The organism is Chengkuizengella sp. SCS-71B, from assembly GCF_040100845.1.
Taxonomy (GTDB): Bacteria; Bacillota; Bacilli; order Paenibacillales; family KCTC-33759; genus Chengkuizengella.
Window position 1 is genome coordinate 2197218 of the sequence record NZ_JAZHSH010000001.1, and the last position, 14561, is coordinate 2211778.

The window sequence follows — 14561 nt, forward strand, 5'->3', positions numbered from 1 at the left end:
GAATTATTCCCAGTTCGCTAATACATCAGTTGATGCTTTTTTTTGAATAAACTTGATAATTTCACAAATTTGTATCACCTCCTCCGTCGTTAATTCTCCATAAAACGGTAAAGCTAAAACGGTCTCAATTTTTTCATAAGCTGTAGGAAGATATTTTTGCTGAGCGGATGGAAGATCATGATACCATGTGAAATCACTGCATAATGGATAAAAATACTTGCGAGTGAACACATTGTAATCTTTCAACTTTTCATGTAATTGATTACGATTAATGCCAAATTCTTTTTCATTTATCTCAATAATAAAAAACTGATAGCTGCTCTCTTGTTCTTCATGTTTTGTTACTATTCTAATCCCAGAAATTGTTTTTAAATTTGTTTCATATAGTTGTTTTATATAATGACGTTTTTTACGCTGTTCTGGCACTAATTTAAGTACTTCTAATCCAACTGCTGCTTGAATTTCATTTAGTTTAGCGTTTATACCAGACAATTCTACAGTATCTGGACCGCTAATCCCAAAATTTTTAAATAGCTGGAGCTTTCTATCTAAAGTCTTATCTTTAAATGTAACCGCCCCTCCTTCAATAGTGTTAAATAATTTGGTGGCATGAAAGCTAAACATCGTCATATCACCAAATTCCCCTATTGGCTTGCAATTAAGCTTTGCCCCAAAAACATGAGCACCATCATAAATGACTTTCAAATGATATTTATCAGCAACTTGTTGAATTTTGTCCACTTCACAAGGTATACCCAAAACGTGTACAGCCAAAATTGCACTGGTTCGCTCAGTGATTAGTGCTTCAATCTTATTGGCATCTATAGTTAAAGTTACATTGTCAATATCACAAAACACTGGAGTTAATCCATTCCATTCAAGTGCTCCCACTGTGGCTGGGAATGTAAAAGGAGTTGTAATCACTTCTCCAGTTAACTCTAAAGATTTAATACCTAATAACAGACCTAATGTACCGTTACTAAACAATGACAAATGATTAACAGCTAAATATTCTTTTAATGCTTCTCGCAATTCTTTATTTTTAGGACCATTATTTGTAATCCATTTACTTTCCCATATTTCTTGCAACTGATTGTTAATATTTTGTAAACTCGGTAATAAAGGTCTAGTAACCATAATAGGTTCATTAAATTTGCTAATCACAGTAAAACTCCTTTAAACTTCGGATTTCATTTTCATATTATATGAATGGTTGAAGGTTTATGTTCAAAAATTACGTTTAGAAAGCTTCCAATATAAAAAAACACATTTTGATACAATCCCTCTCCTAATTGGAACTCCCCAACATCGTTTTTCATATATATATAACATACCTTTAAGAAAGAAGTTGTATCTTTTGGATAAGATTTTCCAAAGTGAGGAATTTCTCTTATTTATGATTTAAAAATTTAAAAATAACAATTAATCATGCAAGTTGAAACCATTTATCAAGATTAAAGGAGTTAGTATTATAATGAAATTTATAAATAGAAGAAGAAAAGAGCGTGATTCAGATTATCTTTTAAACGAGAATATTAATAAGAAGAATTTAACTCTTTTATTTGTAAAATCTGGTAAAAACACCCCTTATGATACATTGGAGACATCAATCATCAAGTCATTTAAAAAAGAAATACAACAGGTTCATATCGTTTCACCAAATCAACATATTCATAAAGTAGCTCTTGAAATCAATCCTCACCTTATTCTATTTTTTGATGGTTGGTACGTATCAGCACCAAAAATAAATTTATTAAAAAATTTAGGTTTTAAGATGGCTGTATGGTTTATAGATGATCCATATTATACAGATTTCACAAAGGCTATAGCGCCAAATTATGATGTTGTGTTTACAATTGAAAAAGGCTGTATAGATTTTTATAAATCTTTTGGCTGCGAAAATGTATATTTTCTTCCTCTAGCTGCAGATCATGACATATTCAATCAAAAAAAAGATTTGGAATCTAAATACAACACTAGTGTTCTGTTTGTGGGGAACGCACATCCTGATAGATTACAATTTTTTAAGTCAATTGATGATGAATTATTTAAAAGAAATATACGGATTATAGGACCGAATTGGGATGAACTTAAGGGTTCTTCACTTCATGACTGTATATTAATAAATAATAGAATATCTTATGAGGAAACAGCTAAATATTATAATGGGGCTAAAATAGTTATAAATATGCATCGCTCTATTGAGAATCCAGAAATTAATATAAATTCAATTAAAATTCCAGCACAATCTCTGAATCCAAGAACATTTGAAATATCTGCTTGTGGAGCTTTTCAACTAACAGATTATCGTGAAGAATTAGAAAATGTTTATATACCTGGGAAGGATATTGGAACGTATACTTCACCTGTTGATTTGATACAAAAAATTGATTATTATTTATCTCATTCATTTGAAAGAAAAAGAATGGCAAATAAAGCTATGCAAAAAACATTAAAAAGTGAAACTTATTTAAATAGAATTAATCAATTGTTAGAGATTGTAATCACAAGTTTAAATGAAAAAAATAAATAGAGTATCAAATTGTAAATATTGGATTTTTTTAATTTAATATATTTATATAACTATAAAGTAAATTGGAGGAAATGAATAAGATGAAATGGAACTATTACACACCTACATTTTTAATTGATAAATATGTATCGCCTAATACGTCGGCATTCAATGGTCACAGGAATTTTTCATATGATTTAGTAAGAAATAAAAAACCCAAATTAGTAGTTGAACTAGGTACTTATTCGGGAGTATCCTATTTTAGTTTTTGTCAGGCAGTAAAAGATGGAAAGATTCCTACAAAATGCGTTGCAATCGATCATTGGAAAGGAGACCCTCATACAGATAAATATGAAGAAGATATATATATAAAAGTCAAGGAAATTTCTGATATAGAATTTCCTAAAATATCTACTTTAATGAGGACAACATTTGATGAGGCAGTAAGCAGTTTTGAAGACAACACAGTTGATATTCTACTGATAGACGGTTATCACACTTTTGAGAGTGTTAAACATGATTATGTAACTTGGCTTCCAAAGCTATCAATAAATAGTATTGTTCTATTCCATGATATTTGTGTAAAAAAAGATGATTTTGGTGTATATAAATTATGGGAGATGTTGAAAAAACAATATCCTTCTATTGAATTTGATCACTCATATGGTTTGGGCGTTTTATATCCAAAAGGGTGCAATGATCAGTTTATTATAAATCAGCAAGATGAATTTAAGAAAGTTTATGAAAAGTGAACTCGTTTAAGCAAAGCTTAAACATTATTGAAATCAGATGGAGACTCTACTCCACTGACTAGGGAGGAACCACCTAAAGGGATAGGTGTCTTAACACTAAAAATCATAGGATAAATGGGAAATTATCATTTCTTTAAATCCGATAAAAATTCTTCTATTGCATCTTTCCAATTTCTCATTTCATTGAAACCATTGAGTATTAGAGCACGATCATTTAATACAGAATAAGCAGGGCGAGGAGTATCGTTTTCAAACATATCAGATTGAGTTTTTTTTAATTCTACTTTTATCTTTTCAGTTTTAAAGATTAAATCTGCAAGCTCATACCATGAACAACTGCCAGCATTTGAGATGTGATACATGCCGTATTTTTCTGTATGTATTAATTGACCAATTCGTTCTGTTAAATCTACCGTATAGGTTGGGCATCCTATTTGATCAGATATGACTGAAAGTGAGTCTTTTTCAGTTGCTAATGAAAGCATGGTTTTAACAAAGTTATGACCATATTTTCCATATAACCATGAGGTTCTAACAATATAAAACTTAGAGTGTAATTCACTTACAAATTGTTCACCCGCTAGTTTTGATTTTCCATACTGATTCAATGGGTTAGTCTGATCAAATTCTGTATAAGGGGAGGATGTATTCCCATCAAATACATAGTCAGTACTTATATAAACTAATTTTGATCCTATTTGTTCAGAAGCAGCAGCAATATTTCTTGTTCCATAGCCGTTTATTAAAAATGCTTGATTAGGTTCTTTTTCTGCTAGATTGACATTTGTATAAGCCGCACAATGAATGACAACATCAGGATGTATTTCTTTCATTATAATGAATACATTTTCAATTTCTGTGATATCTAGTTCCTTCCTGCCAAAAGCAAACACTTTTTCTCTATTTTTTTTAAGTCTATGCACCATATCACTTCCTAATTGTCCATCTGCTCCTGTCACTAGTACTTTAAGTTGTGTCAAGTGATAGCCCCCTACTTGTTAATTCAAAATTTTTACCACACTTTTCGCACCCTGTTTGCTTCTTATACCTCAAAAATAAGTGTTTAATGTGGTCTAAATGAAGGAATTTAGCTTTCAAGAAGTAAATAGAGGTAAATAGTGGTCTTATATGAAGGAATTTAGTCTTTAAGAAGTAAATAGAGGTAAATAGTGGTCTTAATTTTAATAATTTTATCTAAAAATTTAATAATACCTCTTTTTAAGCCATAATAAGACCATAAATTACCTCTAATTTATAAAATGAGCAGAAAAAACATAATAAGACCATAAATTACCTTTATTATAAGGGCTTTCCTTTGGTAATGGCTTGACATACCATTATCGTCTCATTCATCCTGCTAATTTAGCGTTAAGACGCCCATCTCTATAGTTGTTTTCTTAATTGTTAATAATTGTTAACCATGTCTATCAGATATTCACTGTAACTGTTAGTTTTCATAGACTTCGCTAATTTAAGTAGTTGCTCTCTAGTAATATAACCTTTGCGATATGCAATTTCTTCAATACATGCTATTTTTAAATTTTGTCTACTTTCTATGGTTTTCACAAATGCCGCTGCTTCTTGTAAGGTATCATGAGTTCCAGTATCGATCCATGTAAATCCTCTTCCTAATAGTTCAACGCGTAATTCATTTAAATTTAAATAAACTTTGTTTACATCTGTGATTTCAAGTTCACCTCTTGAAGAAGGAGTAATATTTTCTACAATATCTATTACTTTATTGTCGTAAAAATATAATCCTGTAACTGCGTATCTTGATTTCGGTTTATCTGGTTTTTCTTCAATTGAAATCACTTGGTTCCTGTCGTTTAACTCAATTACTCCAAACCGTTCAGGATCCCTTACAGGATAACCTAATATAGTTGCTCCCGATTTTAGAGTGGCTATTCGTTCTAGTACATCTATAAATTGATGACCATAAAAAATATTATCTCCTAGTATTAATGACACATCATCTTCACCAATAAAATTTTTACCAATTTTAAATGCTTCAGCGATCCCTCTAGGTTCGGTTTGTACTTCATAAGATAAGTCTAGCCCTAAATTTTCCCCATCTCTCAGTAGTTGTTTAAACCTTGGCGTATCATGAGGAGTAGAGATGATCAATATTTCTCTTATGCCTGCTAACATCAATACGGATAATGGATAATAAATCATAGGTTTATCATATATAGGGAGTAATTGCTTTGAGAGTACTTTTGTTAACGGATATAGTCTAGTTCCACTCCCACCAGCCAAAATAATCCCCTTCATTTGGAATCCTCCTAAGTTGATTTATCTTTATTATTCAACCTAACCAATGGTCATTTTATAAAAATCTTATTTCAGGAAATTTTCAATAATTTTTCTATATTGAATAATTTATGTTGAAAAAACAATTGTGTTCCTTTATTCCATTTAAAGATCATTAAAAAATAGGGTGACAAAAATGGTTTGTAACATTGGAGCTTTTGTTTCTATATCATCGGCATGTGTCGCATGCCGATGTATGGTTCTATAATTAAATCCCTATACGATTTAATTTGGAAATTATTTGATTCTTAGGTTTTCGCCAATATACACTATGGGGATCGATTCTAACAAGCGGTTCATTTATAGTGTTTTGTTGACGAAAATCATGTACCGCTGGTTTACAAGTGGGCAACTCGTAATCATCTATAATGATAAATCCACCTGGAGAAACCTTATGATAAAGGCTTGTTAAGCTATCCATAGTAGATTCATATAAATCACCATCTAGTCTAGCGATAGCAATTTTACCAATGGGAGCGGACGGCAAAGTATCTTTAAACCAACCTTCTAGAAACTCCACTTGATCATCAAGTAAATCATATTTTCTAAAATTTTGTTGAACTTGTTCTAAAGAAACACGCAAGTAATCACTTGTATATAAAGTATCATTTTTATCGTGAGGGTATTTTTCAGCATTAGGTGCTGGCAAACCTTTAAATGAATCAGCGACCCAAACTTTGCGGTTGTGTATATTGTAAGCTTTTAAAAATCCACGCATGAAAATGCAACTTCCCCCCCTCCAGACACCTGTTTCTATGAAATCTCCTTCAACCTTTTCTTTGATGACGGTTTCCATTGCTTCATGTAATTGATTCATTCGGGGTCGTCCTATCATGCTATGTGCAACGGTGGGCCAATTGTGAGATTTTAAGAATTCATTTAATACTGGAGGTATAGGAAGACCTGTAGGAGAATATATTTCATTTTTTCCCCAAATCTCAAACAATATGGTTTTTTTTAATAGTTCAAGATATAAATTTATTGTTTCACGCTTTACTCTCATTATGTTCACTCCTCGCATAGTATTCAAATATGAGCTGCTGTCTCGATTCATGCTAAAACATATATTCTTATATTATTATGTTCTTTAAAAATTGTGACATATGAAAAAAAATAGGTATTTAACTACACCGATATCTAAAATTCAAATGTTAGCAAAAAATGAAGCGAAGACGTAAACAAAAGGTATATATCTTCATATACTGTTATTGGTTTATTCAAGAATTTAGCGAAGTTATGTATAAAAAATCAAACTAAAATAATGAAAAAGATATTTTGAGGTGTCGGGAATGCATAGAATCGAAACATCAATACCCATGAAAATATTAAAAAAAATAGGTTTAAACTTGGGAATAGGAATGGAACAAAAAAATAATGAAATTGAGGATTTGAAGAAAGAAATAACTCGCAAGAATGAACAGCTCTTTAAAGCAATCACCAGCATAAATAAAAAAAATCAAATTATTAATAAATTAAAAAGGATTAATGCTTATAATCAGATGAATAATCAAATACCGCTTGATAATTATAATTATCAGAATAACAAATTACAAAAAAATGTTTATAAAGATATCCTTTTTATCAACGGATGTACATTAGATCATCCTTTTAGGTACAGAGTACTTCATCAGATTGAGCAGTTGCAATTTAATGGTTACTCATGTGATAGTGTCTTCTATGAAGACCTAGATTTGAAAAAAGTTAAATATTATAGAGGATTTATTTTTTTTAGATGTCCACATACGAATATCGTTGAAGAATTTATTATGAAATGTAAGTACTATAACAAAGTAACCTTTTTTGACATAGATGATTTAGTCATAGACTTTAAATATGTGAATCAAATTAAGTATATTCAAACCATGAATCAGAATGATTATGATTTGTATATGGACGGAGTCAATCGAATGCAACAAACTCTGAAGTTATGTGATCATGCGATTACTACCACTGAAACATTAAAAGAAGAACTCAGCAAATATGTAAATGGCGAAGTATTTATTAATCGAAATGTATCTTCTGATTACATGGCATATTTAGCGTTAGAAGCACTTAAAACAAAAGCACCTGCTAGCAAAAAAATAGTAATTGGTTATTTTAGTGGAAGTATTACGCATAATGATGACTTTCAAATGATACTTCCTATAATAAAACGAATACTTTCAGAGTATAAAAATGTATATGTAAAAATTGTTGGACTATTAGATGTTCCAGATGAATTAGAGAATTATAAAGAACAAATTATCGTAGAAAAATTTCATCATTGGCAAGAGCTGCCTAATATTATTTCTGCAGTAGATATAAATATATGTCCACTAGAAAATACGATTTTTAATAGAGCTAAATCTGAGAATAAATGGGTAGAGGCTGCTTTTGTCAAGACACCAACAATCGCAAGTAATGTAGGAGCTTTTAATACTTGTATTAAACATGGCGTTGACGGATTACTATGTAATGATAATGAAGATTGGTATTTAAGTTTGAAGTTGTTAATAGAAGATGTTAAAAAACGAAAAAGTATAGCTGAAAATGCATATCACAGGGTTAGAAAGAATAATGTAACTTCATACACAGGATTATCATTAATGAGGTTTATTGAATCAAATTTAAATCACAATATTTCATTTGTTTTACCCACAACTACTATTTGTGGGGGAGTAAATGTTGCCATTAAACATTGTAATATATTACGTGATCATGGTTATGATGTAACAATTATCAATAATGATAAAAGTGATGAAAATATAAAAAATAAAGATGGTGAAGTTAATGTGGTGTCTTCCTTAAATACTACTTTTCAGGGCTGCTTTCACAAGTTAGTTGCCACATTATGGGATACATTAGATTTTGTTAACAATTATCCAAAAGTAAAGAAAAGGTATTATTTGGTGCAAAATTTTGAAACCGATTTTTATGATCACGGCCAATTAATGAAGATGTATTCAAACAGGACTTATAGTTCATTCCACGACTTGAAATATATAACGATATCCAAGTGGTGCTCTCGTTGGTTATATGATAAATACAAGAAACAATCAAAATATGCTCCAAACGGAATTGATCTTTGTAACTTTAAATATAAAAAAAGAAATTTTAAAGAGAAAAAAATAAAAATTTTGATAGAAGGTAACTCTGAAGACAAAAGTAAAAATGTAGATGAGAGTTTTAAGATTAGTAATCAATTAGATAGAGAGAAATATGAAGTATGGTATTTATCATACCAGGGAAAACCAAAAGATTGGTACATTGTAGATAAATTTTTTCACTGTATTCCTAATGATGAGGTCTACAAAATATATCAAGATTGCCATTTATTGATAAAATCAAGTGTTTTGGAGAGTTTTTCCTACCCACCTCTTGAAATGATGGCAACTGGTGGTATTGTACTTGTTTCTCCTAATGATGGAAACTTAGAGTATTTAAAAGATCGAGAAAACTGCTTAATGTATAAACAAGGAGATATTGACATGGCAATGAGGTTAATTGAAGAAGTTATTTCTGATGAGTCTTTGAGGGAGAATTTGATTTATACAGGGCTAGATACATCAAGAGGGAGAAATTGGGATTACATGAAAGATCGTATTGTTGAATTGTATGATTAAATTCAAAATATGAGTTTTATTTATCTTTTAGGGTTAAGAGGTGAAATAGACATGAGTATTTTTAAAAAAAGAAAATACGAGAAAAAAATTGTTTTTCATATTGGAAGACCACATACAGGATCAAAAGCATTGCAATTTTTTTTATTTGAAAATAGAGAGCTGCTAAAAAAGAAGGGTATATTGTATCCTACATCAATTTTATTTGATAAATTTCATCATCCAATCACATGGTCCATTAAAGGTATAAATAAAGATCTATGTCCAAAAAGCCCAGAGTATTACATTAAAAAATTAAAAACAGAGTTTGATGAAAGTAAATGTAATGTTTGCATATTATCATCAGAAGATGCTGGCATTACAAGCAATAAGCTTTTTTGCAAAACTCTCTATAAAATGCTTATTGACTATAAATTTGAAATTGTAGTTTATCTAAAACGACAAGATTATGCATTGGAATCCAGTTATAAACAGTCTGTTAAACTCTCAGCGAGCCCATTTTCTGGTACAATTCATGAATATATGAAATATAATTTAGATTTAGATTATTACCATTCTCTTAAACCGTGGGTAGAAGTATTCGGTAAAAATAATGTGCATTTAAGACCATATGAAAATCATGTGAAAGATGATGTTGTATTAGACTTTATAGATCACTTGAATTTGGATATAAACGATTTTAATTATGAAAAACAAAAAATTAACCCTTCGCTAGATAGAGATGCATTAGAAATTGTGAGAAGAACAAATAAATATAATTTATCACTTGATAGCAGAGTAAAGTTAATGGAAAAAGTTAGTCATTTGGTTAATAATATACAGTCCAAAAAAAACGAGAAACAATTTTCTAATAACTGCATATTATCACCATCAGCTCGGAAAGAGATAATTTCAAAGTATAAAGAATCAAATGTGCTTGTTGCAAAACATTTTTTAGGAAGAGATAAGTTGTTTCACGAAAAAATCGAACTGGATAATAATAAATGGAAGGAGTATGAAGGTTTAACAGATGATTTATTGATTAATATCATTATTGAATTATGGAAAGAGTCTGATGAAAATAACTAAAATAATGGAAAGTAAACATAGGGGTAATTATGAAGATAAATAAAAGTAATATGAATTGGCATGAATATAAAATAATTAAGGAAGAACGTCAAAAATTAAATGGTCATAAAAGTGCTGTATTATGGTTTACAGGTTTATCTGGATCGGGTAAATCAACATTATCTGTAGAAGTTGAGAAGGTGTTACACAACAGAGGGATATTAACCTATATTCTTGATGGGGATAATATTCGACACGGTATAAATAAAAACCTAGGATTTAGTCCAAAGGATCGAACTGAAAACATCCGTAGAATTGGAGAAATATCCAAATTAATGGTGGATGCGGGGGTAGTAACACTCGTTGCTTGTATTTCTCCTTATTATAAAGATAGGAAAATAGTAAGAGAATTATTGAATGAAAATGAATTTGTGGAAATTTATGTGAAATGCAGCTTGGATGAATGTGAAAATAGGGATCCAAAAGGACTGTATAAAAAAGCGCGTGCTGGAGAAATCAAAGGTTTTACAGGTATTGATAGTCCTTACGAAGAACCTGTAACACCTGAAATTATTGTTGAAACAGATAAACAATCTTTAGAGGAATCATTAAATCAAGTAATTAGTTATCTCGAACAAAAAAATATATTATCTTAAATAAGTGAGGATGGATTATTAAAATCGGAACCCAATTTCATCTTTTTTCATATATATAACATACATTTAAGAATGAAAATTGTACCTTACGAGGCAGGGGAAGATAATATGAGTATGGCAACAATAAGTCTTTGTATGATAGTGAGAGATGAAGAGGAAGTACTTGATCGATGTTTAGTATCAATTGCTGACTTAGTAGATGAAATCATAATTGTAGATACAGGTTCAACCGATAAGACAAAAGAAATTGCTAAGAAATATACAGACAAGATTTTTGATTTTGAGTGGGTAGATGATTTTTCTGCAGCGAGAAATTTTTCTTTTTCAAAAGCAACAAGTGACTATATTATGTGGCTCGACGCAGATGATATTGTACCTGAAGAAAGTCGCAAACGAATATTAAAACTGAAAGACAAACTTATCCCTCATAGCATGGAGTGTGTCATGATGGAATATGAATATTCCTATGATGAGGAAGGTAACCCCACATTTACGCATCGTCGCGAACGTATTGTAAAAAGGGAAAGGAATTTTAAATGGAGTGGGTTAGTTCATGAAATACTTGATGTTACAGGGGTAGTTTTCGTAACGAATATTGTTATAAAACATTTAAAAACCAAACCAAATACAGATCGAAACATTAAAATTTATGAAAAAGCGATTGAAGAGGGCAAGGACTTAACTGCAAGAGATGTGTTGCATTATGCGAATGAATGTTTTGATCATAAAAAACATAGAGAAGCGTTAGAATGGTACCAAAAATTTTTGAAAGAAGATTCTGAGAACGTAGATGAGCGAATTTATGCATATTTAAAACTTGTTGATTGTTATATTCATTTTCAACAATATGATCAAGCGTTGGCATATTGCTTGTACACATTCCAATTGAACACGCCTAGGGCAGAGGTTTGCTGTAGATTAGGTTATATTTACGAATTTAAAAAAGAAATAGAAAAAGCAATTAGCTGGTACAAAATTGCCACTGTTATTGATATTTCAGAGCAAAGTGTGTATGTTCAACAACCATGTTATACATGGCTTCCGCATATACAATTATGTGCATGTTACATGTCTTTGGGTAATCTTGAAAAAGCAAAAAAACATAATGACATGGCAGCCAAATATATTCCTAATAGTTCCTACGTAACCAACAATGAAAAAATGATAGATGAAATGAAATCTAAAATTGAAGAATGAAATGTTGAAATATGAAAATACCTAAAAAAAGCTCTGATTTAATGGGCTTTTTTTGAGCTGAATTTGAAAAGAGAAAAGACATTCATTCATACTTGTAATTTATATGGATTAAAAAGAGTTGAACTTAATAAAGAATTTGGACATACTGATATATTAGATCATCCAAAAAATGAAGGGCTTTGAAAATATTGATGAAAAAAGAAAAAGTTAATCACCTACATATTTCTGGTTTAGATGGAACATTATTAAACTATAAAGCACAACTATCTGAGTATGCTCGTCACCAATTGAATATACTCATACATAATGGCTTGCTCTTTACCGTTGCGAGTGCAAGAAGTATTTTTTCCATTCGACAAACTTTAAAGGGTTTAACTCTTACATTACCGGTTATAGAGTTTGGAGGAGCATTGATAACAGATATAGAGACTGGTCATCATCTTAAAATAAACAATATTGAATCCAATTTAACGAATGATTTATATCATTTATTTTCTGAAGTCGGATTTACACCTCTAATTACCAGTTTTAATGGAAAAGAAGATTGTCTATATTATGAAGCCATCTTAAATGAAGGAGTAAATTGGTATATAATAAACAGACAACAAATGAAAGATAACCGCTTAAAGAAAGTCGAATTAAAGAGTATAATGAAAGATCAAATTGTATGTTTCACAATTATTGAACATTATGAAGTATTAAGAGAACTTAGAAATAAGATCCTTGATATGTATTCCAATCATGTAGAAGTATACTTAAAAGAAAATCCCTTTACAAAAGGATGGTTTTGGTTAACCGTTCATGATAAAAAAGCAACAAAAGAACACGCAATTCACTACTTGTTAAAGGAGTATGGGGTTAATAAAGAACAACTAACTGTTTTTGGCAGTAAAACGAGTGATCTAAACATGTTCAAAATTGCAAAAAATCGCATCGCAGTTTCTAATGCAAAACCAGAACTAAAGAAACAAGCTACAGAGATCATTGGAAGCAACATTGAAGATAGTGTTGTGAATTACATATTAAAAAGTACATAAGCCTTGTGTCCTTGTGTTACTTAAAAACGTAAATATAAATATAACTTTCAACTTGGAGGTGCGTATGAATCGAATTGCAATTATATCTGATATTCATGGCAATATTCCTGCTCATGATGCAGTAATGAAAGACATAACGCATAGAGATATACATAAAATTTTTTGTTTAGGTGATATGGTTGGAAAAGGACCTCATTCAGAAATAGCGGTTGATAGAGTAAAAGAACAGTGTGATGTAGTCATTAAAGGAAACTGGGATGATTCTATAACGATGAAACATGAACATGAAACAATGTTATGGCATCAGAAACGATTAGGAGAACAAAGGCTTGATTATTTAAAAAGTTTACCTTATTCGATTGATTTTTGGATGAGTGGAAAGTTAGTTCGATTATTTCATGCATCAGCAGAAAGTGTGTATAAAAGAGTTCAACCCTGGGATTCAATGGAAGAAAGGCTTGCTATGTTTAACAATACAGAAAGTACGGGTTTTCCAGATAAAGAACCTGATATGGTAGGATACGGAGATATTCATAATGCTTACATACAAAACTATAGAGGGAAAACATTGTTTAATGTAGGAAGTGTCGGTAATCCTTTAGATCTTAAACAAGCCTCATATGCAATTATTGAAGGAGAATTTGATAGTAAAGAGCAGGGTTCGGTTTCAATCCAAATTGTTAGAATTCCCTATGATATTGAACTTTCAATAAAACAAGCTGTTGATGAAAACATGCCTGAACTTGAAGCTTATATTAAAGAATTGAGAACTGGCAAGTATAGAGGGTTAAAAGATTAGTTTATGAACTTTTATTACAAGGAGAGAGAAAGTGAAGGAACTAGCTGAACATTGGGATAAAATATACAAAAAAACAGAGGATGAAAATCTAGGGTGGTATGAGGAAGATTTTTCACAAACATTAAAGTTATTAAATCTAATCCGAACATGGAGAGATTCTAAAATGTTTGTATCAGGTGTTGGAACATCGGGTTTAGTTGATGAACTACTGCAATCTAAGGCAGATTTAGTTTTAAATGATTTAAGTTCAGAAGCTATTGAGAAATTAAAACTCAAATATATGGATATGGATAATCGCATTGAATGGCTTTGTCAGGACATTTCTGAACCACTACCACCAGATTTGAAAAAGATAGATATTTGGATTGATCGAGCTGTGTTGCACTTTTTAACGGATGATGCCTCTATTGGGCAGTATTTCAAAAATGTAACCTCTAGTCTGAAAGTTGGTGGTTATGCTATCTTTGCAGAATTCTCAAAAAAGGGTGCTACAAAATGTGCTGGTCTTGAGGTTAGAAGATATGATATTCAGGATTTAAAAGAAAATCTTCCTTTTTTTGAATGTATTGCAGAACAAGAATATACATTTATCAATTCTAAGGGAGACCCACGTCCTTACATATATGCTTTATTTAGAAAAATTAAATGA

Annotated in this window: 13 protein-coding genes; 9 read left to right on the forward strand and 4 right to left on the reverse strand. The window is 30.6% G+C overall.

The features are described 5' to 3' along the window. Positions 1-3 precede the first annotated feature (3 nt). Positions 4-1164, reverse strand: a complete 1161-nt coding sequence (locus tag VQL36_RS10730; protein WP_349249303.1) for a DegT/DnrJ/EryC1/StrS family aminotransferase — start codon at positions 1162-1164, stop codon at positions 4-6. A gap of 310 nt (positions 1165-1474) precedes the next feature. Between VQL36_RS10730 and VQL36_RS10735 the strand changes: the two genes are divergently transcribed. Further along, positions 1475-2533 (forward strand): glycosyltransferase, encoded by a 1059-nt coding sequence (locus tag VQL36_RS10735; RefSeq protein ID WP_349249304.1) that lies wholly within the window; start codon positions 1475-1477, stop codon positions 2531-2533. 80 nt (positions 2534-2613) lie between these two features. Further along, on the forward strand, positions 2614-3264 hold the full coding sequence (locus VQL36_RS10740; RefSeq protein WP_349251166.1) for a class I SAM-dependent methyltransferase: 651 nt from the start codon (positions 2614-2616) through the stop codon (positions 3262-3264). A 125-nt stretch (positions 3265-3389) separates the two neighbouring features. Here VQL36_RS10740 and rfbD read toward each other — a convergent pair whose 3' ends face one another. The 3 genes from rfbD to VQL36_RS10755 form a co-directional block, all read right to left on the reverse strand. Next, on the reverse strand, positions 3390-4244 hold the full coding sequence (gene rfbD, locus VQL36_RS10745; protein ID WP_349249305.1) for a dTDP-4-dehydrorhamnose reductase: 855 nt from the start codon (positions 4242-4244) through the stop codon (positions 3390-3392). A gap of 424 nt (positions 4245-4668) precedes the next feature. Then, positions 4669-5538 carry a glucose-1-phosphate thymidylyltransferase RfbA gene (gene rfbA, locus VQL36_RS10750; RefSeq protein WP_349249306.1) on the reverse strand — a complete coding sequence of 290 codons (870 nt, stop codon included), beginning with the start codon at positions 5536-5538 and terminating at the stop codon, positions 4669-4671. Positions 5539-5785: 247 nt separating this feature from the next. Next, on the reverse strand, positions 5786-6580 hold the full coding sequence (locus VQL36_RS10755; protein ID WP_349249307.1) for a TylF/MycF family methyltransferase: 795 nt from the start codon (positions 6578-6580) through the stop codon (positions 5786-5788). A 286-nt stretch (positions 6581-6866) separates the two neighbouring features. Here VQL36_RS10755 and VQL36_RS10760 point away from each other — a divergent pair, with 286 nt between their 5' ends. The 7 genes from VQL36_RS10760 (at position 6867) to VQL36_RS10790 (ending at position 14561) form a co-directional block, all read left to right on the forward strand. Then, complete coding sequence (locus tag VQL36_RS10760) at positions 6867-9179, forward strand: glycosyltransferase (protein WP_349249308.1); 2313 nt, start codon at positions 6867-6869, stop codon at positions 9177-9179. A 51-nt stretch (positions 9180-9230) separates the two neighbouring features. After that, positions 9231-10244, forward strand: coding sequence for a hypothetical protein (locus VQL36_RS10765; protein ID WP_349249309.1), 1014 nt, complete (start codon positions 9231-9233; stop codon positions 10242-10244). 29 nt (positions 10245-10273) lie between these two features. Next, positions 10274-10879: an adenylyl-sulfate kinase gene (gene cysC / locus VQL36_RS10770; protein ID WP_349249310.1), complete on the forward strand. Its 606-nt coding sequence runs from the start codon at positions 10274-10276 to the stop codon at positions 10877-10879. Between the two features lie 72 nt (positions 10880-10951). After that, a complete protein-coding gene (locus VQL36_RS10775; RefSeq protein WP_349249311.1) occupies positions 10952-12076 on the forward strand; it encodes a glycosyltransferase in 1125 nt (374 codons plus the stop codon). A gap of 191 nt (positions 12077-12267) precedes the next feature. Next, entirely contained in the window at positions 12268-13113 is an 846-nt protein-coding gene (locus VQL36_RS10780) for an HAD family hydrolase (protein WP_349251167.1), read from the forward strand. Between the two features lie 64 nt (positions 13114-13177). Then, positions 13178-13912: a metallophosphoesterase family protein gene (locus VQL36_RS10785; protein ID WP_349249312.1), complete on the forward strand. Its 735-nt coding sequence runs from the start codon at positions 13178-13180 to the stop codon at positions 13910-13912. A 31-nt stretch (positions 13913-13943) separates the two neighbouring features. Next, complete coding sequence (locus tag VQL36_RS10790; protein WP_349249313.1) at positions 13944-14561, forward strand: class I SAM-dependent methyltransferase; 618 nt, start codon at positions 13944-13946, stop codon at positions 14559-14561.

What these genes read in the sequence shown, in the direction of transcription:
- VQL36_RS10735 (WP_349249304.1), top strand. Translation starts at nt 1,475, where the DNA reads ATGAAATTTATAAATAGAAGAAGAAAAGAGCGTGATTCAGATTATCTT.
- VQL36_RS10740 (WP_349251166.1), top strand. Translation starts at nt 2,614, where the DNA reads ATGAAATGGAACTATTACACACCTACATTTTTAATTGATAAATATGTA.
- rfbA (WP_349249306.1), bottom strand. Translation starts at nt 5,538, where the DNA reads ATGAAGGGGATTATTTTGGCTGGTGGGAGTGGAACTAGACTATATCCG.
- VQL36_RS10755 (WP_349249307.1), bottom strand. Translation starts at nt 6,580, where the DNA reads ATGAGAGTAAAGCGTGAAACAATAAATTTATATCTTGAACTATTAAAA.
- VQL36_RS10760 (WP_349249308.1), top strand. Translation starts at nt 6,867, where the DNA reads ATGCATAGAATCGAAACATCAATACCCATGAAAATATTAAAAAAAATA.
- VQL36_RS10765 (WP_349249309.1), top strand. Translation starts at nt 9,231, where the DNA reads ATGAGTATTTTTAAAAAAAGAAAATACGAGAAAAAAATTGTTTTTCAT.
- cysC (WP_349249310.1), top strand. Translation starts at nt 10,274, where the DNA reads ATGAAGATAAATAAAAGTAATATGAATTGGCATGAATATAAAATAATT.
- VQL36_RS10775 (WP_349249311.1), top strand. Translation starts at nt 10,952, where the DNA reads ATGAAAATTGTACCTTACGAGGCAGGGGAAGATAATATGAGTATGGCA.
- VQL36_RS10780 (WP_349251167.1), top strand. Translation starts at nt 12,268, where the DNA reads ATGAAAAAAGAAAAAGTTAATCACCTACATATTTCTGGTTTAGATGGA.
- VQL36_RS10785 (WP_349249312.1), top strand. Translation starts at nt 13,178, where the DNA reads ATGAATCGAATTGCAATTATATCTGATATTCATGGCAATATTCCTGCT.